This is a genomic window from Streptomyces gilvus (genome assembly GCF_022513565.1).
Classification (GTDB): Bacteria; Actinomycetota; Actinomycetes; order Streptomycetales; family Streptomycetaceae; genus Streptomyces; species Streptomyces gilvus.
In genome coordinates this window covers 84,367-105,669 of sequence record NZ_JAKWBE010000031.1, presented here as the reverse complement: position 1 = coordinate 105,669, position 21,303 = coordinate 84,367, and the positions used below count along the sequence as shown (strand labels likewise).

Sequence of the window (21,303 nt, the reverse complement as noted above, 5' to 3'; positions counted from 1 at the left end):
AATTCGTGAGAAAACCCCGCACCTTTCCGGTGCGGGGTTTTCTGCGTTTACAGTGACTTCATGCGCTATGACCTCGTCATCTTCGACAACGACGGCGTCCTCGTCGACAGTGAGCCCATCTCCAACCGGCTCCTGGCCGCCTATCTGACGGAGCTGGGGCATCCGACGTCGTACGAGGACTCCATCCGGGACTACATGGGGTCGGCGATGCACCGGGTGCATGACCTGGTGCTGGAGCGGACGGGACGGCGGCTCCCGGACGACTTCGACGACGTCTTCCATGCGCGGGTGTTCGCCGCTTTCGAGCGGGAGTTGGAGCCGATGCCCGGGGCCGTCGACGTGCTGGGGAAGCTCGCGGCGGACGGGGTGCCGTACTGCGTGGCGTCCTCGGGGAGTCATGCGCGGATTCGGGTGGGGCATCGGAAGACCGGGCTGGACCGGTGGTTCGGGGAGCAGCAGATCTTCAGTTCCGAGGACGTGGGGCGGGGGAAGCCGGCGCCGGATCTGTTCCTGTACGCGGCCGAGCGGATGGGTGTCGCGCCGGAGCGGTGTGTGGTCGTCGAGGACAGTCCGCTGGGGGTGCGGGCGGCTGTGGCGGCCGGGATGGACGTCTACGGGTTCACCGCCATGACGCCCGCTGCCAAGCTCGCCGGGGCCACCCAACTGTTCAGCGACATGTGTGAGTTGGCAGGGCTGCTCGGCTGACAAATGTCATGCCGAGCCCTGGACGATCGTTTCTACTGCCGTGGGGGTGCCCTCCGCGAAGGTAGAGGGCATGACGAAGAAGACGAGCAACACCGACAAGGCGAGCAAGCAGAGCACCTTCGGGCCGCTGATCGTGGACGTGGCGGTGCCGCTCGGAACGTACTACCTGCTGAAGGACGGGTTCGGCGCGAGCACCTTCGCCGCCCTGGCGTGGAGCAGTGTCGGGCCGGCTCTGCGGACGGTGTGGGGCGTGGTCAAGGAGCGCCGGGTCAACGGTCTGGCCGGGCTCATCCTGCTCGTGAACGTGGTGTCGCTGGCGCTGAGCTTCGTCTCCGGTGACCCGCGGCTGATGCTCGCCAAGGACAGCGGGGTCAGCAGCACCATCGGTATCGCGATCCTGGTGTCGGTGGCGCTGGGACGGCCGATGATGACCGAGGGGCTCAGGCCCTTCCTGGTCAAGGGGGACGCGGCCCGGGACGCGGCCTTCGAGCGGCTGCGGAGCGGATCCGCCGCCTTCCGGAGGTCGGAGAGCGCGTACTCCGTGGTGTGGGGCGTGGCGCTGCTCGCCGAGTGCGTGGTGCGGGTCGTGGGGGCGTACACGCTGCCGGTGGACACCATGGTGTGGCTCGGCACGGTCATCCTGCTCGGGGCGATCGGGATCGGGATCGTGGTCAGCGGCGGGCTCGCCGCCGAGCCGATGGCACGGATGGTCTCCGCCGAGGTGGCCGCCGCCGAAGCCGCCGACACCGCCGAGGTTCCCGAGGTCGCTGTCGCCGCCTGAAGGCACCGAAGGTAAAGGTGAAGGAAATTCATCTTTGGCTGGATCTACCCACAGGTAGCCAGGGGCCCTACGCTCGCCGCCATGACAGATGTCTTGCGGCGCGGTAGGGCCTCTTTGGCGTTGAGCTTCTTCGCCCAGGGCGCCACCTTCGCCCTTCTGGTGACCCGCATCCCGGCCATCCAGGACCGGTACGGCGTCTCCGACGCGCTGCTGCCCGCCTTCCTGGCCGCCGTGCCCATCCTGGCCGGCGTCGGAAGCGTGACCACCGAGCAGCTGGTGAAGCGCATACGGCCCAGTGTGCTGCTGCGGTGCCTGCAGCCGGTGGTGATGCTGGCGCTGGTCGGTGTCGGCTCCGGGGACCAGCTGGCCGAGCTGGGGATCGCGCTGGCCGCCTTCGGGCTGGCCGTGGGCGGCCTGGACGCCTCGATGAACATGCTCGGGGTGAGCCTGCAGCGGTCGTACGGGCGCAGCATCATGCTCAGCTTCCACGCCGCGTTCAGTCTGGGCGGCATCGTGGGGGCCTCGCTGGCCTGGGTGGGGGCGCACTGGCATCTCGCGCTGTGGGTGTCGTATCTGCCGGTCATCGCGGTGCTGCTGCCGGCCGTGCTGGTCGGGAGCCGGTGGTACGTCGACGCCGATCCGGTGGCCGAGTTGGCGGAGGAGCGGAGCCAGGGGCAGTCGGTCGTCTTCAAGCTGCTGTTGCCGCTGTGTCTGGTGATGACCTTCGCGTACATCGGTGACTCGACCGTCTCCAACTGGAGCGCCAAGTATCTGAAGGACGTGCTCGGCAGTTCGGAGCAGCTGTCGACGGTGCCGTACAACGTGTACATGGTGACCACGCTGGTGGGGCGGTCGCTGGGGGACCTGGGCGTGCGGCGGTTCGGGGCCGTGGCGGTCGTGCGGCTGGGGGCTGTGGTGGCCGCGGGCGGGTTCGCCGTGGTGGCTGTCGCGCCCGGGGCATGGGTGGGGATGCTCGGGTTCACTCTGCTGGGGCTCGGGCTGTGTGTGCTGGTGCCGCAGACCTTCGCGGCCGCCGGGCGGCTGTTCCCGAACGCCTCCGACGCGGCCGTGGCGCGGCTGAATGTGTTCAACTACGTCGGCTTTCTGATCGGGTCGCCGCTGGTGGGTGCGCTGGGGGATGCCTGGAGCTACCGCTGGGCGATGCTCGTGCCGATGGTGTTGGTGCTGGTGACCCTGGTCTACGCCCGCTCGTTCGCTCCCGCGTCGGACCGATACGGTGGCGGGCATGAGCGGCCGCGCACAGCTGATGTGGGACGAGGCAGTAACGGGCTATGACTTCGGTCCGGACCATCCGATGGACCCGGTCCGGCTCGCCCTGACCCGGCGGCTTGTCGACGCCTTCGGGCTCGACAAGGACGTCCAGGTGGCGGCGGCGAGGCCCGCCGGGGAGTCGACGCTGCGGCTCGTCCACCGGGAGGACTACATCGCGGCCGTGAAGGCGGCCTCGGCGGATCCGGGGGCGGCGGACGGGGCGTACGGGCTCGGGACGATGGACGATCCCGCCTTCGCCGGTATGCACGAGGTGTCGGCGATGATCGCCGGGCAGTCGGTGGGGGCGGCGGAGGCCGTGTGGCGGGGTGAGGCGTTGCACGCCGTGAACTTCGCGGGCGGGCTGCACCACGCCATGCCGGGCGGTGCGTCCGGGTTCTGCATCTACAACGACGCCTCGCTCGCGATCGCGCGGCTGCTGGAGCTGGGGGCCGAGCGGGTCGCCTACGTCGACGTGGACGTGCATCACGGGGACGGGGTGCAGGCGGCCTTCTGGGAGGATCCGCGGGTTCTGACGATCTCCCTGCACGAGCATCCGCGGACGCTGTTCCCGCAGACCGGGTGGCCGGAGGAGACGGGCGCGGACTCGGCGGAGGGGTCGGCGGTGAATGTCGCGCTGCCCGCGGGGACCGGCGACGCGGGGTGGCTGCGGGCCTTTCACGCGGTGGTGCCGGAGCTGATCGCGGACTTCCGGCCGCAGGTGCTGGTGACCCAGCACGGGGCCGACACGCACTTCGAGGACCCGCTCGCACATCTCGCCGTCTCCCTGGACGCGCAGCGGGCCGTGCAGGTGGCCTGTCACGAGCTGGCCCACGAGTACGCCGACGGGCGGTGGGTCGCGCTCGGCGGCGGCGGTTACGCCGTGGTCGAGGTCGTGCCGCGGTCGTGGACGCATCTCGTCGGGATCGCGGCGGGGCGGCCGGTGGAGCCGGAGGCGATGATCCCGGAGGGCTGGCGGCAGGAAGTCTTCGCGCGGACCCGGCAGTTGGCGCCGGCGAGGATGACGGACGGGCGGTGGCCGGTGTCCTTCGCGAGCTGGGACGAGGGCTACGACCCCGCCGACCGCCTGGACCAGGCGGTGCTGGCGACCCGGCGGGCGGTGTTCCCGCTGCGGGGGCTGCTGGCGTAGCCGGCCGGGGTCGGCCACGCCGCCGCTCCAGGTCGTGCAGGCGCCGGGCCGGGTGCGCACCGTGACGGCGGCCGTTACGCCAACTGTGCGGTGTTTGGCTGTTCGTGTGGTCCGGGGCGGGGGTGTCCGTCACCATCGCTGACGTGTTGAGCACCGGGGCCCTGCGAGCCCATCTGCTGGCCGCTCGTCTCGCCGGGGCCGTCGCCACCTCGCGTGAGGAGAGTCTGCGCAGTTATCGGCTTTTCGCCGCTCGGGATCCTCGCGTGCTGATCGGTCTCGATCCCGAATGGACGTGGCGGGAGCGGGATGTGATGGGTCTGATGGCGGACAAGTGTGGGGTTTCGGACGATCCTGGCCATGTTTCCGGTCACGATGTGATCGATCCGGAGCTCACGCTGGCCGCTCTGGACGCGTTCGCCGGGCGTCTGGCCGTGGTCGCCCGGCGCGGTGCCCCCGTGCTGTTCGGCACCGGACACCCGCATCGGCTGCTCGGCTTCTACGCAGCCTTGGCGGACGCTCTGTCGGCGGCGGGATGTGCCGTCCTCACACCGGCGCATGGTCGCCGTGTCGACATAACGACCCGGTTTGGTCTACGTACGTACAACCTTGAGTACGTACGAGGAGTCGCGCTCGTCCGGCAACCCGGCGCCTCTCGCCCCGGTTGTGCGACCGGCGCGCACACTCATTCGCCGCTCCCGGTTCGGCTGGCGCTGGCGGCGGCCGCGGAGGGCGGCGGGCCGCTGCCCGAGCTCGTCGTCGGAGACCACGGCTGGGTCTGCGGGGCAGGTCAGCTGGGGTTCGAGGCCATCGGTCTCGCCGATACGGACGACCCCGCGCTGTTCGTGGGGGAGGCCGAGGGGCGCGTGTCCGTCGTCGTTCCACTTGATGACGCCGTGCGGTCCGCTTACTACCGGCCGCTGACCCGCTACGTACTCAATCGAGCGTGTCTGTCACAGTAGGCCTGCGATGGGTGCACCTCTTCCCCACTCGCATCACCCGCCCCTACATTGGGGAGTGAGCACGCAGCGACGAAGAGTCACCGGAAGGGGAAGCCGGTGGCCGTCGAGTGCGGAAGGTTCAGGTGTGTCATGGCTGCTGAGCAGAGGCCTCTGAGCGAGGTTCAGTTCCTTACCGTGGCGGAGGTCGCCTCGGTGATGCGAGTGTCGAAGATGACCGTGTACCGGCTGGTGCACAGCGGTCATCTGCCCGCGATCAGGGTGGGGCGGTCCTTCCGCGTCCCCGAGAACGCGGTTCACGAGTACCTCCGCGAGAGTTACGTGGGGGTGGAAACCGCCTGACGACGGTGGCTCCGGGGGGATCCTCAGGGCACTTCGGGATCTCCCCCGGCAACCTCGATTACGACCTCAGCGCTCGGACCGGTAGGCTAGCCCCTCGTAGGTCGTGTGGGCCCATGGCGCCCAAACACCGAGTGATGAGAAGTGAGCGAGGGTAGTCGTGGGCTCTGTTATCAAGAAGCGGCGCAAGCGGATGGCCAAGAAGAAGCACCGCAAGCTGCTCAAGCGCACGCGCGTTCAGCGTCGCAACAAGAAGTAAGCGGCGCCGTAGAGCGTGTTCTGTGGCCCCCCACCAGACTGGGTGGGGGGCCACACGCATACGCGCTCCCGGCGTGTCGGTGCCCGCGCACGTGGTTCACATGGCTTGGTCTGTTCGTACGTCTGTGGATGTCGTTACTTCGTGCATTGGGTGGTCATCACAGCGCAACATCGACCCGCTAAGTTGGCCGCACACGGGGAACGCGGCAGGCTACGACTACCGGACGGTCTGGAAGGAAGGCGCTGATCTTGGGCAAGGTCGTGCTCGTGACCGGAGTGGCCCGCAGGCTCGGGGGCCGGTTCGTACGACGGATCCAGCGTGACCCGCAGGTGGACCGGGTCGTGGCCGTGGACGCGGTCCCTCCCGAGCACCATCTCGGGGGCGCCGACTTCATCCAGGCCGACATCCGGCAGCCCGGCATCGCGCGGATCCTCGCGGAGACCGCCGCCGACACGGTCGTCCACCTGGACGTGACGGCGATGGCGCTGGGCAGTGGCAGCCGGACCACGGTCAAGGAAACCAACGTCATCGGCACCATGCAGCTGCTGGGCGCCTGCCAGAAGTCGCCGACGGTGAAGCGGCTGGTGGTGAAGTCCAGTACGAACGTCTACGGCTCCGCCTCCCGCGACCCGGCCGTGTTCACCGAGACGACCCCGCCGAAGTCGCTGCCCTCCGGCGGGTTCGCGAAGGACGCGGTCGAGGTCGAGGGGTACGTGCGGGGATTCGCGCGGCGCCGGCCCGATGTGGCGGTAGCCGTGCTGCGGTTCGCCAACATCCTGGGGCCGGCCGCGGACACCCCGCTCGCCTCGTACTTCTCGCTGCCCGTGCTGCCGACGGTGTTCGGCTACGACCCGCGGCTGCAGTTCGTGCACGAGGACGACGTGATGGAGGTGCTGCGGATCGCCTCGCACGAGCCGGAGCGCGGCACGCTCAACAGCGGCACCTTCAACATCGCCGGGGACGGCGTGCTGCTGCTGTCGCAGTGCTCACGGCGGCTCGGCAAGCCCACCGTGCCCCTGCTGCTGCCGGCCGTCACCTGGGCCGGCTCGCTGGTGCGTACGCTGGGAGTGACGGACTTCTCGCCCGAGCAGATCCGGCTGCTGACGCACGGCCGGGTCGTGGCGACGGACCAGATGCGGGAGACGCTCGGCTTCCAGCCGAAGTACACGACCGCGGAGACGTTCGCGGACTTCGCCCGCAGTCACGGGCCCGGACTGCTGCCGCCGGAGGCCCTCGCGGGGGCCGTCGACCGGATCGCCGCACTGCCCGTCCTGGGCGGTGGCCACCCCCCGACGCAGAGCGCCAACTGAGGAGCGCATCAACGATGGCGGACGCCAAGGTCATTCCGTTCGACGACGACCGGTCCCGCGGGGGCGCCGTGCCGCGGCCGGCGCGGCGCCGGGGCGCGGGGAGCAGGCGCAGGAACACGGATTCGGTCGGTGAGGTCCAGCCCCTGCCGGGCAGGGGGCCGGCGCAGGATGATGTTCCCGTGACGCGTGAGGAACAACCGGCCGAGAAGCCGCGGGACGACGGCGGCCTCGAGCGCCGGATCGCCGGGGGGCTGGACTTCCTGCGCCGGCGCCTCACCGGCGACTACGAGGTCGACGACTTCGGGTACGACGAGGAGCTGACCGACCAGGTCCTGATGTCCCTGCTGCGCCCGGTGTACGAGAAGTACTTCCGGGTCGAGGTGAAGGGCGTCGAGAACATCCCGGCCGAGGGCGGCGCGCTGATCGTCGCCAACCACTCCGGCACGCTGCCGCTGGACGGCCTGATGATGCAGGTCGCCGTCCACGACCACCACCCGGCCGGCCGGCATCTGCGTCTGCTGGCCGCGGACCTCGTCTTCGTGCTGCCGGTGGTCAACGAACTGGCCCGCAAGCTCGGCCACACCCTGGCCTGCGCGGAGGACGCCGAACGGCTCCTCGGGCAGGGCGAGTTGGTGGGGGTCATGCCGGAGGGCTTCAAGGGCATCGGCAAGCCCTTCAGCGAGCGCTACAAGCTGCAGCGCTTCGGCCGCGGCGGCTTCGTCTCCACGGCCCTGCGCAGGGGCACACCGATCATCCCGTGCTCGATCGTCGGCGCGGAGGAGATCTACCCGATGATCGGCAACGCCAAGACTCTCGCCCGCCTGCTCGGCTTCCCCTACTTCCCCCTGACGCCGACCTTCCCGTGGCTTGGTCCTCTGGGTGCCGTTCCGCTTCCGACCAAGTGGACGATCCAGTTCGGTGAGCCGATCCCGACGGACGGCTATCCGCCGGAGGCGGCGGAGGACCCGATGCTGATGTTCAACCTGACGGACCAGGTCAGGGAACAGATCCAGCACACCCTCTACAAGCTGCTGGTGCAGCGGCGGTCGGTGTTCTTCTAGGGGTACGACAGTGGGGGCGCCCTTCGTGGAAAGGGCGCCCCCACTGTCGTACCGGCTAGGAGTTCGTTTCCTCGCCGTTGATGCCCAGGCCGGGCAGGATGCCGGGGAGGAGGGGCGGGATGGTGACGTCCGGGTTGGTCGTGGGGGACTTGCTCTCGGACGGGGAGGCGCTGCCGCTGGACTTGGGCGGGTCGAGCAGGCCGCCCGTGTTGCCGCCGAGCAGGCCATCGTTGCCGGTGGACGCCGACTTGCTGGGGCTGCTGGAGTGGCCGGTCTCGGAGGTGCCGTCGCCCGTGCCGGGTGCCGTCGAGCCGTGGCCGGAGCCGGACGTGCCCGTCGACGGCGTACCCGAGCCGTGCCGGCCGCTGTCGCCGCCCTGGGCCGGGGGCTGGGGGAGCAGCGACTGCAGCGGGGCGACCTCTTCGTCTATGGCGGCGAACACCGACGACACCTGCTCGCTGACGTCCCCGAGCTGGACCGGGAGCTTGTCGCGCAGGGCGCCCCAGGCCTCACGGTGCGAGCGGGAGAAGACGGAGAGGGCCTGGATGGGGCCCAGCTGGTGCGGGTCGCGCTCGTACGCCTCGTGCAGCAGACGGTGGCCCTCGCTCGCGTCCTCGGTCATGCCCGACAGGGTGCGGCGGATCTCGCCCAGGGACTCGTGGTCGAGATGGCCGCCGCGGCCGCGGTCGAGCAGCCGGCGGGCCTCGTTGAGCCGGGTGGAGGCCTGGTCGAGATAGGCCTGGCCCTGCTCGTCGGCGCCGTCGCTGAGGTAGTCGAGCTTGAAGTCCTCGATGCCGCGTTTGAGGCCGTAGAGCGAGTCACCGGGCAGCGCGTCCGAGCTGGCGGCGGCGACCCCGCCGAAGGCTCCCGCGGCGACACCGACACTCAGCCCGCCCGCGGCGAGCCCCTTGGTCAGTCGGGACCGCGGGCGGAGCTTGCCCAGCCCACTCGCCCGGTGCGCGCCCCGGGCGCGGTGGGAGCGCTGCTCGGGCACCTCGGCATCCGCCGCCTCGCCACCCGCGCCCTCCTGCAGCATGGCCTCGAACGCGGCCACCAGCCGGGCCCGCTGGACGACCTTGACCTCGGGGTCCAGCTCCGGCCTGGGCAGCTCGCCGAGGTCGACCACCAGGGCCAACAGCTCGGCCTGCTCGGTCCGCTCCGCCGCTGGTGGGGGCGTTTCGGACCGCTCGGCCGCCGTGTCCCGGTCGGGCTGCTCGTCCAGGGCCTGGGCGAAGGCGTTCGCCCGCCGGTGCGCCGATACGTTCGCGATCACTGGCGGCACCTCCTCTCGTCATGACGGTCGACTCCCCAGGGGGTCCTGAGGGTTGCACACCCCGACGACATCCACACGATCGGGTGATCGGAGTCGGCCAGGGAGTGACCACAGGGAGCCTGCATCCCGCACAACGAGCGGCGCGGCACTTGGGTTACGGACGGCGGATGACCGGATCGAGGAGTCAACGGACTTTCACTGTGGGCGAGTTGAGCGTCACTGAGGGTGCCGGTCCCGGCGCCGCCTCAGCGGGCGTCGTCCGGCAGCAGCCGGGCGAGGGTGCGGACGGCCCGGTACTGCAGCGTCTTGATGGCGCCCTCGTTCTTGCCCATCGCGCGCGCGGTCTCGGCGACGGACAGGCCCTGCAGGAAGCGGAGCGTGACGCACTCCTGCTGCTGCGGGTTCAGCCGGCGTACGGCGTCCAGCAGCGCGGCGTTCGACAGGGACTCCAGGACGGAGTCCTCGGGGGAGCGCTCGACCTCGTTGGCGTCGAGCATCTCGCCGGTGGTGACCTCCAGCCGGAAGCGGCTGGACTTGAAGTGGTCGGCCACCAGGTTGCGGGCGATCGTGACGAGCCAGGCGCCGAAGTCGCGGCCCTGCCAGGTGAACGTGCCGATGCGGCGCAGGGCGCGCAGGAACGTCTCGCTGGTGAGGTCCTCGGCGGTGGCCTTGCCGCCGACGCGGTAGTAGATGTACCGGTAGACGGTGTCGCTGTACTGGTCGTACAGGCGTCCGAAGGCGTCGGCCTCGCCGGCCTGGGCGCGCTCGACCAGGTCCATCATCCGCGCGCTGTCGCTGTCCGCGGCGGGACGGCGGACGGTGGTGGCACCGGCCGTACGCCCGCGTCTGCCGACGGCGGCGCCGCCGTCCGCGAGCGCGTAGCACGGGCCGACGGGGGTGGCGGCTACGGCGAGGGCGGGGGCGGCGTACGCGGTGGGGACGAAGTCGCGCAGCAGCCGTTGGACCGTTGCGCGCAGCGTAGCCAGGCCCGAGGCGTCAACCCCGACGTGTGAGGACACGGGACTCCCAGAGGCAGAGCTTCCATCACGTGCAGTGCGGGACCGTTCACCCGTCGTAGCGACGGAGGGGTACCGGTTTGCGTCTGAGGAGAATAACGCTTCGTGCAGGCGCCGCTACACCGAGTTGCTCAAATCATCGATTACGTCGCTTCTGTAACCGAATGACGCCCTGTCAAGTGCCGGAGAGTGACCGGTTGTTGACGGGAAAGGATCGGGTTGGGGGTGGGATCAGGGCGTGTTGTGGCTGTGCGCCGACAAGAGGACTGAGGGTGGGGGTTGGGGGGTACGCCCTGCGATTTGGATGCGGCTCAGCGCCGGCGTCGGCTGATCGCGATCGCCGCTGCAGTGCCTCCCGCTACCGCGCCCACTCCGGCCGCCGCCGGGATGCCCACCTTCGCCGCCTTCCTGCCCGTCCTGTAGTCCCGTAGGCGCCAGTCGAGGTTTCGGGCGTGTTTGCGGAGCTTGGTGTCCGGGTTGATGGCGTAGGGGTGGCCGACCAGGGACAGCATGGGGATGTCGTTGTGGCTGTCGCTGTAGGCGGCGCAGCGGGAGAGGTCGAGGCCCTCCGCCGCGGCCAGGGCGCGGACCGCCTCCGCCTTCGCGGGGCCGTGCAGGGGCTCGCCGACCAGCTTGCCCGTGTAGACGCCGTCGACCGACTCGGCGACCGTGCCGAGGGCGCCGGTGAGGCCGAGGCGGCGGGCGATCACCGTGGCGATCTCCACGGGGGCCGCTGTGACCAACCACACCTTCTGGCCCGCGTCCAGGTGGGCCTGGGCGAGGGCGCGGGTGCCCGGCCAGATGCGCTCGGCCATGTACTCGTCGTAGATCTCCTCGCCGATCGACTGCAGCTCGGCGACGCGGTGGCCCTTGACGATGGACAGCGCGGAGTCGCGGGCCTCCTGCATGTGCTCGGGGTCCTCGACCCCGGCGAGGCGGAACCAGGCCTGCTGCCAGGCGAACCGGGCGAGGTCGCGGGTCTCGAAGAACTTCCGCTTGTACAGGCCGCGGCCGAAGTGGAAGAGGGCAGCACCTTGCATCACGGTGTTGTCCAGGTCGAAGAACGCGGCAGCCTTGTCGTCGCCGAGGACCGGGAACTCCGGTTCCTCCTGGGGGACGACGTCCTGCGAGGACTTGCGCGCGGCCTCCGCCGAGGCCTCGCCTGCCAACACGCTCCGCGCCGTGGCGGAGCGCCTACGGGGAGTGAGCCATCCGAGAGCGGCCATGCCCGTGAGCATAGCCAGTTTGTTCGGTGGTTCCGGAGTCGAGAGGTTTGGAGGCTGTGAACACTGCACGACCGTGTCGTTAAACAGGCGGGACAATGGCCGACATGGCTCCCATCTTCCGGCGCAAGGCCGCTCCGCATGAGCGGTTGGTCACTCTCATCGGCAAGCCCGACTGTCATCTGTGCGAGGACGCGCAGCTCGTCGTGGAAAAGGTCTGCGGCGAACTCGGCGTGTCGTGGGAGCAGAAGGACATCACCCAGGACCGCGCCCTGTACGACGAGTACTGGGAGCAGATCCCGGTCGTGCTCGTCGACGGCAGGCAGCACACGTTCTGGCGGGTCGACGAGGGCCGGCTGCGCCGGGAACTGACTGATTAGTACAAGGCGGCCCGGAAGTCGCCTAGGATCGACGGAGATCTGGTCTCGGGGGCGGGATTCGCGAGGAGAGTGTCGGTTTTGCCCCCTGGGATGCGCCTGGGACGTGTGTGCGTGACCCCGGTCACGTTGCCCGGGCAAATCGGACACCATCTTTGTGCACGCGTTCACAAAGACATAGCCTGCATTCGACGGGGCGGTCCAGGAACGTGTGACCGCCTGCAGCCCCGCTCTACCCGCAGGAGCACCGTGGCAACTGGCCGAACTCACCGACCGGCGACCCGTAGCCGAGGGATTCCCGAGGCCACCGTCGCCAGGCTTCCGCTGTACCTCCGAGCCCTGACCGCACTGTCGGAGCGCTCGGTACCCACGGTCTCCTCCGAGGAGCTCGCGGCCGCGGCGGGGGTCAACTCCGCCAAGCTGCGCAAGGACTTCTCGTACCTGGGCTCGTACGGCACCCGCGGTGTCGGCTACGACGTCGAGTATCTCGTCTACCAGATCTCCCGCGAGCTCGGGCTCACCCAGGACTGGCCGGTCGTCATCGTCGGTATCGGTAACCTCGGCGCCGCCCTGGCCAACTACGGCGGGTTCGCCTCCCGTGGCTTCCGGGTCGCCGCGCTGATCGACGCCGATCCGGCGATGGCCGGCAAGCCGGTCGCCGGGATCCCCGTGCAGCACACCGATGACCTGGAGAAGATCATCGAGGACAACGGGGTGTCGATCGGTGTGATCGCCACTCCCGCCGGAGCCGCCCAGCAGGTCTGCGACCGGCTCGTGGCCGCCGGGGTCACCTCCATCCTGAACTTCGCGCCGACCGTGCTGTCCGTGCCGGACGGCGTCGACGTGCGCAAGGTCGACCTCTCCATCGAGCTGCAGATCCTCGCCTTCCACGAGCAGCGCAAGGCCGTGGAGGAGGGCGCGGGGGCCGACGGCGCGCACCCGGCCGCCGCGCCGCGCAAGGAGTCCGCCGAGCAGGGACCCGACGGGGACGTACCCGCCGTGATGCCGGCATGAGTCTCCTCGTCGTCGGGCTGAGCCATCGCAGCGCCCCGGTCAGCGTGCTGGAGCGGGCCGCGCTGGCCATGGACGCCCAGGTCAAGCTGTTGCAGGACACGGTCGCGGCGGAGCCGGCGAGCGAGGCGGCGGTGCTGGCCACGTGCAACCGGATCGAGTTGTACGCGGACGTGGACAAGTTCCACGCGGGTGTCGCCGAGCTGTCGACGCTGCTGGCGCAGCACAGCGGGGTGGGGCTGGATGAGCTGACGCCCTATCTGTACGTGCACTACGAGGACCGTGCCGTCCACCATCTGTTCTCCGTGGCCTGCGGGCTGGACTCGATGGTCGTCGGTGAGGGGCAGATCCTCGGGCAGATAAAGGACTCGCTGGCCAGGGCACAGGATCTGCACACCGCCGGGCGCCTGCTCAACGATCTGTTCCAGCAGGCGTTGCGGGTCGGGAAGCGGGCGCACTCCGAGACGGGGATCGACCGGGCCGGGCAGTCGCTCGTGACCTTCGGGCTGGAGCAGTTGGCCGCCGGTGCGGATGTGCAGGTGTGGGCGCGGGGGAAGAAGGCGCTGGTCATCGGGGCCGGGTCGATGTCGTCGCTGGCGGCGGCGACGCTGGCGCGGGCCGGGGTCGGTGAGGTGGTGATCGCCAACCGCACGGCTGATCGGGCCGAGCGGCTGGCGGAGATCCTCAACGACGGGGGTGACGCGGGGGGTGTGGCTCGGGCGGTGTCGATGGACTCGGTGCCGGGTGAGCTGACACGTGCCGATGTCGTGGTGTCCTGTACCGGGGCCACTGGGCTTGTGCTGTCGGCTGAGGCGGTTGCCGCGGCTGTTGGTGGGCGGGTGCCGGATGCTGGTGCCGGCCGGGGGTTGGACGCGCAACTCGGCGCTGGCGAGGTGCCGCCCGTCTTTGGGTCGGGAGCCGCCCTAGGCGGCACGAATGCCCGCAGCTCAAGCGATGAGAACTGTCCGCTTGATCTTGCTCCCATGCAGGCCGCCGCCGACTTCTCCGTGCTCGGGGAAGGGGCCGTTGCCGGGATGGCTGCTGCTGAGCTTGAGCAGCATGCTGCCTGGGTGGACAACGCGCCTCGGCCGCAGACGGGCGGGGCGGGGGCCTCGTTCGATCCCGCGCAGGACACCGACGCCATCGTCGCGCTGGCCGCGCTCGCCGCCACCGTCGGACGGATCCCGGAGCGGCGCAAGCCCGAACCCGTCGTGGGGCCGCCGCGGCCCGCGCCCGTGCTGTTCCTGCTGGACCTGGCCATGCCCCGGGACATCGACGCGGCCGTGCACCGGCTGGTCGGGGTGCGGCTGGTGGACATCGAGTCGCTGGCCGAGGCGTCCGCGGACGCTCCGATGGCGGCCGACGTCGACCAGGTGCGGCGGATCGTCGCCGACGAGGTCGCCGCCTTCGGGGCGGCGCTCAGGGCGGCCCACATCACACCGACCGTGGTGGCGCTGCGGACCATGGCCGCCGACGTCGTGGCGAACGAGATCGCGCGGCTCGAGGGGCGGCTGCCGGCGCTGGACGACAAGCACCGCGCCGAGATCACGCAGACCGTGAAACGTGTCGTCGACAAGCTGCTGCACGCGCCGACCGTACGGGTCAAGCAACTCGCGGCTGAGCCGGGCGGAGCTGGGTACGCGGACGCGTTGCGCACCCTCTTCGACCTGGACCAGGAGACGGTCGCCGCCGTCTCCCGCGCCGAGCGCGCCGATGACGAACCCGAGAACAGCAAGGACCGAGGGCCGGCATGACTGACAGGACACTGAGACTGGGGACGAGGCGGAGCAGACTCGCCATGGCCCAGTCCGGGCAGGTGGCTGAGGCCGTGAGCCGGGTGACCGGCCGGCCCGTCGAGCTGGTCGAGATCACGACGTACGGCGACACCTCCCGCGAGCACCTCGCGCAGATCGGCGGCACCGGTGTGTTCGTCACGGCGCTGCGCGACGCGCTGCTGCGGGGGGAGGTCGACTTCGCGGTTCATTCGCTCAAGGACCTGCCGACCGCGCAGCCCGAGGACCTGGTCCTGGCCGCCGTACCGGAACGCGAGGACCCGAGGGACGTCATCGTCGCCCGGGACGCGCTGAAGTTCACCGACCTGCCCCGCGGGGCGCGGATCGGGACGGGTTCGCCGCGGCGGATGGCCCAGCTGAACGCGTACGCGCGCGGGCACGGGCTGGACATAGAGACCGTGCCGATCCGGGGGAACGTCGACACCCGGATCCGGTACGTACGCGACGGTGAGCTGGACGCCGTCGTCCTGGCCGCCGCCGGCCTGAGCCGGATCGGCCGGATCGACGAGGTCACCGACTTCCTGTCGATAGACACGGTTCTGCCCGCCCCCGGCCAGGGGGCACTGGCGATCGAATGCGCCGCGGACCACGCGGACCTGATCGCCTCGCTCGGCGAACTCGACGACCCGTTCACCCGGGCCGCCGTGACCGCCGAACGGTCACTGCTCGCCGCCCTGGAGGCCGGCTGCAGCGCCCCTGTGGGCGCGCTGGCCGACCTTCTGGCCGACGGGCAGTTTGTCAAGGAAATGCGCCTGCGGGGCGTCGTCGGCACGACCGACGGCGTCCGTACGGTGCAGCTGTCCACCACCGGTCCCGTGCCCGAGACATACGACCAGGCAACGGCGCTCGGCCGTGCGCTCGCGGCCGAGATGCTTGCCCAGGGCGCGGCCGGTCTGATGGGGGAGCGAGCACATTGAGCCCCACCACCCTTCCCACCGGCCTCGATCACGGGCACGTCACCTTCCTGGGTGCCGGACCCGGGGATCCGGGACTGCTGACTCTGCGCGCCGTGGAGGCGCTGGCGAACGCGGACGTCCTCGTCGCCGAGCACGACGTGCTCGACGTGGTGCGCCGGCACGCCAGGCAGGGCGTCGCCGAGGTGCACACGGACGGGGGTCCTTCGTCGGACCCTGTTCCGGGCACGGGCACACCTCAGCTGGCGGTCGTTGACGGCACGTCAACAACCCTTGGGGCCCCCGCGGTACGGGATGCCGCACATCTTGTCATGGAGGCCGCGCGGGGCGGCAGGCGGGTCGTCCGTGCGGTGTCCGGGGACCCTGGCCTGGACGCTTACGCCGCCGAGGAGATGCTGGCGTGCGCCCGTGAGGGCGTGCCGTTCGAGGTCGTGCCGGGTGTCGCCGCGGCCGTCGGCGTGCCCGCGTACGCCGGTGTCCCGCTGCGGGACGCCGAGGGCGCGGACGTGCGGTTCGTGGACGCCCGTACGGCCTCCGACCGGTGCTGGACGGAGGTGGGCGCCTCGGACGGGACGGTCGTCGTCTCCACGACGCTCGACTCGGTGGGCGCGGCGGCGGGCGAGCTGGTGTCGGCCGGCCGCAAGCCGGACACCCCGATGACCGTCACGGTCGCCGGTACCACCACGCGGCAGCGGACTTGGACCGCGACGCTCGGCACGGTCGCGCAGATGCTGAAGCAGGCAAAGGTGCTGCCCTCGCCGGACGGCGGCCGGCCGGTGATAGCCGTGGTCGGTGAGCGTTCCGCCGCCGCCCAGCGCGACCAGCTGTCCTGGTTCGAGAACAAGCCGCTGTTCGGCTGGAAGGTTCTCGTGCCGCGGACGAAGGAGCAGGCGGCGTCGCTCTCCGACCAGCTGCGGTCCTACGGGGCCGTGCCGCACGAGGTCCCGACGATCGCCGTCGAGCCGCCGCGCACGCCCCAGCAGATGGAGCGGGCCGTGAAGGGACTCGTGACCGGGCGCTACGAGTGGATCGCGTTCACCTCGGTCAACGCCGTCCGGGCCGTGCGGGAGAAGTTCGAGGAGTACGGGCTCGACGCCCGGGCCTTCGCGGGGATCAAGGTCGCCGCGGTGGGCGAGCAGACGGCGAAGGCCCTGGTCGCCTTCGGCGTGAAGCCGGACCTGGTGCCGAGCGGGGAGCAGTCCGCGGCCGGTCTGCTGGAGGACTGGCCGCCCTACGACCCGGTCTTCGACCCGATCGACCGGGTGTTCCTGCCGCGCGCCGACATCGCCACCGAGACCCTGGTCGCCGGGCTCATCGAGCTGGGCTGGGAGGTCGACGACGTCACCGCGTACCGGACCGTGCGGGCCTCGCCGCCGCCGGCGGAGACGCGGGAGGCGATCAAGGGCGGCGGCTTCGACGCCGTTCTCTTCACCTCGTCCTCGACCGTGCGCAACCTGGTGGGCATCGCGGGCAAGCCGCACAACGTGACGGTGATCGCCTGTATCGGTCCGGCCACGGCGAAGACCGCCGAGGAGCACGGGCTGCGGGTGGACGTCATGGCCCCGGAGCCGTCCGTGCACAAGCTGACGGAGGCCCTCGCCGACTACGGCCTGCGCCGCCGCGCCGCCGCACTGGAGGCCGGCGACCCGGTGACCCGGCCGAGCGAGCGGCGGCCGGGAGCCCGGCGGCGCCGGACGACCTGAGGAGTGGGTGGGGCGTCCCGCGCGGGGACGCCCCACCGTTCCCGGCACCCCACGGGTGCGCTCGACACGGCGTCGGCAAAGGTGCCCACGGGGCGGGCGTAGCGTAGAGGGCATGTCGAAGTACGGATCGTTTCCCGGTGCCCGACCCCGTCGGCTGCGGACCACTCCCGTGATGCGGCGCATGGTCGCCGAGACGCGGCTGCACCCGGCCGACTTCATCCTCCCCGCCTTCGTGCGGGAGGGCGTGAGCGAGCCCGTGCCGATCGCCGCGATGCCCGGTGTCGTCCAGCACACCCGGGACAGCCTGAAGAAGGCGGCCGCGGAGGCGGTGGAGGCCGGGATCTCCGGGATCATGCTGTTCGGGGTGCCGGAGGAGTCGAAGAAGGACGCCATCGGGACGCCGGGCACCGACCCGGACGGGATCCTGCAGGTCGCGATCCGCGATGTGCGCGCCGAGGTGGGCGACGAGCTGCTGGTCATGTCCGACCTGTGCCTCGACGAGACGACCGACCACGGGCACTGCGGTGTCCTCGACGCGCAGGGGCGCGTCGACAACGACGCGACGCTGGAGCGGTACGCCGAGATGGCCCAGGTGCAGGCGGACGCCGGCGCCCATGTCGTCGGCCCCAGCGGGATGATGGACGGGCAGATCGGGGTCATCCGGGACGCGCTCGACCAGATCGGGCGGGAGGACGTGGCCGTCCTCGCCTACACCGTCAAGTACGCCTCCGCGTTCTACGGCCCCTTCCGCGAGGCCGTCGGCTCCTCGCTCCAGGGGGACCGCAAGACGTACCAGCAGGACCCGGCGAACGTGGGCGACGCGCTGCGGGAGCTGGCGCTGGACCTGGAGGAGGGAGCCGACATGGTGATGGTCAAGCCCGCCGGCCCCTACCTCGACATCGTCGCGCGGGTCGCCGACACCGTGGACGTTCCGGTGGCCGCCTACCAGATCTCCGGCGAGTACTCGATGATCGAGGCCGCCGCCGAGAAGGGCTGGATCGACCGCGACCGGGCGATCCTGGAGGCCCTCACCGGCATCAAGCGGGCCGGCGCGCGGAACATCCTGACGTACTGGGCGACCGAGGTGGCGCGGAAGGTGCGCTGAACCGGGCAACGGTACGGAACAGATCAGGCCTCGAATCGGCCACCGACCGGCATCGGAACGCCTTCGGTTCGGCAACGGAAGCAACTCGATCCCGTGAACTCGCGTTGCACGGCGGGCGATTCGTCGTGGTCGGTGATGGATCTCGGATGGATCTGTCCGTATTTCCGCGAACTCGTGTGCCGGCCATGGGGAATTGACGAGTTCTCGTCACCGTCCCTACCTTCTGCGACTGGCCTGATCCGTTCCGGATGGTCCGAACGTCGATCCCTGGGGGACGCACCATGAGCTGGTTTCTCGAAGCGCTGAAGAAGTACGCGGTGTTCAGCGGGCGCGCGCGCCGCAAGGAGTACTGGATGTACGCGCTGTTCGTCGGCATCATCTACATCGTGCTGGCCGTCATCGCCGGCGCGTCGAAGTCGATGGCGGGCATCGCGCTTCTGGGCGTCTTCTACCTCGCCATCCTGCTCCCCAGCCTGGCCGTCGGTGTCCGCCGGCTGCACGACACCGGCAAGTCCGGCTGGTGGCTGCTGTTCGGGATCGTCCCGCTCGTCGGCGGCATCACGCTGCTGGTCTTCACCTGCCTGGACAGCGAGCCGGGTCCGAACAAGTACGGCCCGAACCCCAAGGAGGCGCCGGTCTACGCCGGCTGATCTCCTCAGCGACCTCCGAGGCCGCCCGGCTCCCCGCCGGGCGGCCTCTTCGCATACGGGGGACCGGGGGCGTGCAGGGACCGGGCGTGACGGGTCGCCGGGCCCTCGTCCTTGAGGCCCGTGCCGTCCTGGCATCCCGTCAGGCCGAGCGCGACGAGCGCGACGAGGAGCAGGGCGGTGAGCGAGCGGCGGGTGGCGGGCATGGGCGTGGGGGCCTTCTGTGGGGTGGCGGCTGGAGTGCGGGCCTCAGCCTGAGTGATGATCGGCCATCGACGCCACAGTCCGCGCGAGATTCGGGACGCCGACGTGACGGGACGTCGTCTGACCTGCTGGGACGTGGTTTCCCGCAGGGGGCTCGCGGGACGGATCGTGGGTGCCGGAACGGCGGGATCGCCGGTCGGGCACCATCAAGTACGGCCGGGAGTTAGGTTGTTGGCGACTGGTCGTGGTCGCCCGTACGACCGCCTCGACTCTCCAGGAGACACCCGTGTCCGGTGACGCACTGAGCCAAGACCCCGCCCTGCTGCGCGGCAGGATCGACACCACCAAGGCGCACCCGGCCCGGGTCTACGACGTCTTCCTCGGCGGCAAGGACAACTACCCGGTCGACCGCGCCGCGGCCGCCGCCGCGCTCGCCGCCAACCCGCGCGGCTACCTGGACGTACGGCACAACCGCGACTTCCTGCGCCGCGCGGTGAACACGCTCGCCCAGGACGACGGCATCCGTCAGTTCCTCGACATCGGCACCGGCCTGCCCACCGCGGAGAACGTCCACCAGATCGCCCAGCGGATCATCCCCGACTCACGGGTGGTGTACGTCGACAACGACCCGGTGGTGCTCACCCACGCCCGTGCCCTGCTCACCAGCGGGCCCGAGGGCCGTACGGACTACATCGACGCCGACTTCAACAACCCGGCGCACATCCTCGAACAGGCAGCGAAGACGCTGGACTTCGACCAGCCGATCGCGCTCTGCCTGGTGGCGATCCTGCACTTCGTGGAGGACGCGGAGGCCTACCCGATCGTGCGCGAGCTGATGGAGGCGCTGCCCTCCGGGAGCCGGCTGGTGCTCAGCCACCTCACCGAGGACCTCAACCCCGAGAACATCCGTGCGGTCCAACGCACGTACACCGAGCGGGGGTTCACCTTCGTGCTGCGGTCCAAGGCCGAGGTCGAGCGGTTCTTCACGGAGAGCTCCCTCGAACTCGCCGAGCCGGGGGTCGTCCCCGCCCACCGGTGGCGGGCCGACAACGCCGCCCCGGTGCCGCAGCAGCCGGAGGCCTCCTACCTGGAGACCCTCGACGCGATCGAGAAGGTCCGGTACGCCGACATCAACGACGTGACGGACGCCGACATCAACGTGTACGCGGGAATCGGCCGCAAGGCCTGAGAACGGAACGGGAGCCGTCCCGTCCCGCCGCGCGGGTGGGCCGGGGCGTTTCGGGCGTGCCTCCGACCGGCCGCCCCCTGCCCGCCTCGCCGCCGTCGCTGTGACGTGCGGGGGTCCACACCATCGAGACATCCCCGTCGATCAGATGGAACGCGTCGACATCGCGCTGCGAGCCGTGTCGAGTCTTCAGCGCGGCCGGCCGTCAGTCCCACCAGAAGTGCCAGATCCGCTCGCCGACCAGCTTCTGGGCGTGCGAGGTGAGGGTGTCGTCGGTGTCCACCAGGACCGTGTACGGGCAGAAGGCGTAGTGCTCGGCGGCGACCGCCTCCGCCTCGGCGAGGTCGGTGGGCGGCGCCGCCACCGAGACGGCCAGGTGGTCGAAGCCGAGCGCCACGACCCGTATGCCGAAGCGGTCCTCCCAGGAGCGCAGTACCGCGCACAGACGGGCGACGTCCTCCTCGTAGTTCACGGGCCCGCTCCAGCCGATGGCCGCCGGGATGTCGGCGCTGCGGCGGGCGGGCACCAGGGCCAGGTGCGGCTCCTTGAACCAGGGCCGCCCGTCGGTGAGGGAGTCGGCGACCGCGGCGGCCCGCTCGTCGGGGTCGGCGGCCGGCACCGGGGAGGGCGCGAGCCCCGGCCAGTCCTCGTCCTCCAGCGGGTCCTCGTCCCAGAACGCCGCCAGCACCTCGTCGGCGTCGTGATCACCGGGATAGGAGACCTCCCCCGGCATCAACTCCCAGCCCTCGGGCTCGCCATGGCCTCCGCCCACGTCCAACAGGACCGGCAGCAGCCCGGCTTGCGGAGCGGCTGCCCGCAGACGCGCCCAGGCGCCGGCCGTCGCCTGCTCCTCCGCCAGCCACAACAGGGGTTCGTGCCACGGTCCTTCGGTCGTCTCGTCGACCAGTCGGCCCGCGGGCAGCCTCAAGCCGAGGGACGTGAGCCTCGGGAGGGGGTTCGGAAGTGTCGCCATGTCGGTGACTGTAGAGGGAGGCACTGACATCACACTCCCCGCCACTTT

22 protein-coding genes are annotated in these 21,303 nt (G+C 70.7%); 17 read left to right on the top strand and 5 right to left on the bottom strand.

Annotation, left to right across the window (positions count from 1 at the left end):
• Positions 1-60 precede the first annotated feature (60 nt).
• From MKW14_RS33935 to MKW14_RS33895, 9 genes are all read left to right on the top strand, one after another.
• Positions 61-705: an HAD family hydrolase gene (locus tag MKW14_RS33935; RefSeq protein WP_240869555.1), complete on the top strand. Its 645-nt coding sequence runs from the start codon at positions 61-63 to the stop codon at positions 703-705.
• A gap of 70 nt (positions 706-775) precedes the next feature.
• A complete protein-coding gene (locus MKW14_RS33930) occupies positions 776-1,486 on the top strand; it encodes a VC0807 family protein (RefSeq protein ID WP_240869550.1) in 711 nt (236 codons plus the stop codon).
• An 81-nt stretch (positions 1,487-1,567) separates the two neighbouring features.
• On the top strand, positions 1,568-2,782 hold the full coding sequence (locus MKW14_RS33925) for an MFS transporter (protein ID WP_240869548.1): 1,215 nt from the start codon (positions 1,568-1,570) through the stop codon (positions 2,780-2,782).
• On the top strand, positions 2,733-3,905 hold the full coding sequence (locus MKW14_RS33920; protein ID WP_240869545.1) for an acetoin utilization protein AcuC: 1,173 nt from the start codon (positions 2,733-2,735) through the stop codon (positions 3,903-3,905). The genes MKW14_RS33925 and MKW14_RS33920 overlap by 50 nt, the downstream gene beginning before the upstream one ends.
• Before the next feature lie 143 nt (positions 3,906-4,048).
• Positions 4,049-4,864 (top strand): phosphatase, encoded by an 816-nt coding sequence (locus MKW14_RS33915; RefSeq protein ID WP_240869561.1) that lies wholly within the window; start codon positions 4,049-4,051, stop codon positions 4,862-4,864.
• Between the two features lie 129 nt (positions 4,865-4,993).
• Positions 4,994-5,203, top strand: coding sequence for a helix-turn-helix domain-containing protein (locus tag MKW14_RS33910; RefSeq protein WP_016437488.1), 210 nt, complete (start codon positions 4,994-4,996; stop codon positions 5,201-5,203).
• Positions 5,204-5,360: 157 nt separating this feature from the next.
• Positions 5,361-5,459: a 30S ribosomal protein bS22 gene (locus tag MKW14_RS33905; RefSeq protein WP_003948845.1), complete on the top strand. Its 99-nt coding sequence runs from the start codon at positions 5,361-5,363 to the stop codon at positions 5,457-5,459.
• Between the two features lie 248 nt (positions 5,460-5,707).
• Positions 5,708-6,769, top strand: a complete 1,062-nt coding sequence (locus tag MKW14_RS33900) for an NAD-dependent epimerase/dehydratase family protein (RefSeq protein ID WP_240869542.1) — start codon at positions 5,708-5,710, stop codon at positions 6,767-6,769.
• Positions 6,770-6,783: 14 nt separating this feature from the next.
• A complete protein-coding gene (locus MKW14_RS33895; RefSeq protein ID WP_240869539.1) occupies positions 6,784-7,830 on the top strand; it encodes a lysophospholipid acyltransferase family protein in 1,047 nt (348 codons plus the stop codon).
• Positions 7,831-7,885: 55 nt separating this feature from the next.
• On the opposite strand, the gene MKW14_RS33890 is transcribed toward MKW14_RS33895, so the two are convergent.
• From MKW14_RS33890 to MKW14_RS33880, 3 genes are all read right to left on the bottom strand, one after another.
• The gene (locus tag MKW14_RS33890) at positions 7,886-9,103 is read right to left on the bottom strand and encodes a DUF5667 domain-containing protein (protein WP_240869535.1); all 1,218 of its coding nucleotides are present in this window, start codon (positions 9,101-9,103) and stop codon (positions 7,886-7,888) included.
• A 245-nt stretch (positions 9,104-9,348) separates the two neighbouring features.
• Positions 9,349-10,122, bottom strand: coding sequence for an ECF subfamily RNA polymerase sigma factor, BldN family (locus MKW14_RS33885; protein ID WP_240869528.1), 774 nt, complete (start codon positions 10,120-10,122; stop codon positions 9,349-9,351).
• 308 nt (positions 10,123-10,430) lie between these two features.
• Entirely contained in the window at positions 10,431-11,345 is a 915-nt protein-coding gene (locus MKW14_RS33880) for an HAD family hydrolase (protein WP_240869526.1), read from the bottom strand.
• Between the two features lie 104 nt (positions 11,346-11,449).
• Here MKW14_RS33880 and MKW14_RS33875 point away from each other — a divergent pair, with 104 nt between their 5' ends.
• The 7 genes from MKW14_RS33875 (at position 11,450) to MKW14_RS33845 (ending at position 18,895) form a co-directional block, all read left to right on the top strand.
• Complete coding sequence (locus tag MKW14_RS33875; protein ID WP_240869524.1) at positions 11,450-11,722, top strand: glutaredoxin family protein; 273 nt, start codon at positions 11,450-11,452, stop codon at positions 11,720-11,722.
• A 246-nt stretch (positions 11,723-11,968) separates the two neighbouring features.
• Positions 11,969-12,733, top strand: a complete 765-nt coding sequence (locus MKW14_RS33870) for a redox-sensing transcriptional repressor Rex (protein ID WP_240869523.1) — start codon at positions 11,969-11,971, stop codon at positions 12,731-12,733.
• A complete protein-coding gene (locus MKW14_RS33865) occupies positions 12,730-14,484 on the top strand; it encodes a glutamyl-tRNA reductase (protein ID WP_240869521.1) in 1,755 nt (584 codons plus the stop codon). The genes MKW14_RS33870 and MKW14_RS33865 overlap by 4 nt, the downstream gene beginning before the upstream one ends.
• The gene (hemC, locus tag MKW14_RS33860; RefSeq protein ID WP_240869517.1) at positions 14,481-15,440 is read left to right on the top strand and encodes a hydroxymethylbilane synthase; all 960 of its coding nucleotides are present in this window, start codon (positions 14,481-14,483) and stop codon (positions 15,438-15,440) included. The genes MKW14_RS33865 and hemC overlap by 4 nt, the downstream gene beginning before the upstream one ends.
• On the top strand, positions 15,437-17,140 hold the full coding sequence (locus MKW14_RS33855; RefSeq protein WP_240869514.1) for a bifunctional uroporphyrinogen-III C-methyltransferase/uroporphyrinogen-III synthase: 1,704 nt from the start codon (positions 15,437-15,439) through the stop codon (positions 17,138-17,140). The genes hemC and MKW14_RS33855 overlap by 4 nt, the downstream gene beginning before the upstream one ends.
• A gap of 112 nt (positions 17,141-17,252) precedes the next feature.
• Positions 17,253-18,245 carry a porphobilinogen synthase gene (gene hemB, locus MKW14_RS33850; RefSeq protein WP_240869503.1) on the top strand — a complete coding sequence of 331 codons (993 nt, stop codon included), beginning with the start codon at positions 17,253-17,255 and terminating at the stop codon, positions 18,243-18,245.
• 281 nt (positions 18,246-18,526) lie between these two features.
• Positions 18,527-18,895 carry a DUF805 domain-containing protein gene (locus MKW14_RS33845; protein ID WP_240869500.1) on the top strand — a complete coding sequence of 123 codons (369 nt, stop codon included), beginning with the start codon at positions 18,527-18,529 and terminating at the stop codon, positions 18,893-18,895.
• A 5-nt stretch (positions 18,896-18,900) separates the two neighbouring features.
• Here MKW14_RS33845 and MKW14_RS33840 read toward each other — a convergent pair whose 3' ends face one another.
• A complete protein-coding gene (locus MKW14_RS33840) occupies positions 18,901-19,098 on the bottom strand; it encodes a hypothetical protein (protein WP_240869497.1) in 198 nt (65 codons plus the stop codon).
• Between the two features lie 284 nt (positions 19,099-19,382).
• Between MKW14_RS33840 and MKW14_RS33835 the strand changes: the two genes are divergently transcribed.
• Entirely contained in the window at positions 19,383-20,285 is a 903-nt protein-coding gene (locus MKW14_RS33835) for an SAM-dependent methyltransferase (protein WP_240869495.1), read from the top strand.
• 202 nt (positions 20,286-20,487) lie between these two features.
• Here the strand turns inward: MKW14_RS33835 and MKW14_RS33830 are convergent, their stop codons facing one another.
• Positions 20,488-21,255, bottom strand: coding sequence for a DUF4253 domain-containing protein (locus MKW14_RS33830; RefSeq protein ID WP_240869493.1), 768 nt, complete (start codon positions 21,253-21,255; stop codon positions 20,488-20,490).
• Positions 21,256-21,303: the final 48 nt, after the last annotated feature.

What these genes read in the sequence shown, in the direction of transcription:
- MKW14_RS33925 (WP_240869548.1), top strand. Translation starts at nt 1,568, where the DNA reads ATGACAGATGTCTTGCGGCGCGGTAGGGCCTCTTTGGCGTTGAGCTTC.
- MKW14_RS33875 (WP_240869524.1), top strand. Translation starts at nt 11,450, where the DNA reads ATGGCTCCCATCTTCCGGCGCAAGGCCGCTCCGCATGAGCGGTTGGTC.
- MKW14_RS33840 (WP_240869497.1), bottom strand. Translation starts at nt 19,098, where the DNA reads ATGCCCGCCACCCGCCGCTCGCTCACCGCCCTGCTCCTCGTCGCGCTC.
- MKW14_RS33830 (WP_240869493.1), bottom strand. Translation starts at nt 21,255, where the DNA reads ATGGCGACACTTCCGAACCCCCTCCCGAGGCTCACGTCCCTCGGCTTG.
- MKW14_RS33880 (WP_240869526.1), bottom strand. Translation starts at nt 11,345, where the DNA reads ATGGCCGCTCTCGGATGGCTCACTCCCCGTAGGCGCTCCGCCACGGCG.
- hemC (WP_240869517.1), top strand. Translation starts at nt 14,481, where the DNA reads ATGACTGACAGGACACTGAGACTGGGGACGAGGCGGAGCAGACTCGCC.
- MKW14_RS33920 (WP_240869545.1), top strand. Translation starts at nt 2,733, where the DNA reads ATGAGCGGCCGCGCACAGCTGATGTGGGACGAGGCAGTAACGGGCTAT.
- MKW14_RS33910 (WP_016437488.1), top strand. Translation starts at nt 4,994, where the DNA reads ATGGCTGCTGAGCAGAGGCCTCTGAGCGAGGTTCAGTTCCTTACCGTG.
- MKW14_RS33895 (WP_240869539.1), top strand. Translation starts at nt 6,784, where the DNA reads ATGGCGGACGCCAAGGTCATTCCGTTCGACGACGACCGGTCCCGCGGG.
- MKW14_RS33865 (WP_240869521.1), top strand. Translation starts at nt 12,730, where the DNA reads ATGAGTCTCCTCGTCGTCGGGCTGAGCCATCGCAGCGCCCCGGTCAGC.
- MKW14_RS33845 (WP_240869500.1), top strand. Translation starts at nt 18,527, where the DNA reads ATGAGCTGGTTTCTCGAAGCGCTGAAGAAGTACGCGGTGTTCAGCGGG.
- MKW14_RS33935 (WP_240869555.1), top strand. Translation starts at nt 61, where the DNA reads ATGCGCTATGACCTCGTCATCTTCGACAACGACGGCGTCCTCGTCGAC.
- hemB (WP_240869503.1), top strand. Translation starts at nt 17,253, where the DNA reads ATGTCGAAGTACGGATCGTTTCCCGGTGCCCGACCCCGTCGGCTGCGG.
- MKW14_RS33930 (WP_240869550.1), top strand. Translation starts at nt 776, where the DNA reads ATGACGAAGAAGACGAGCAACACCGACAAGGCGAGCAAGCAGAGCACC.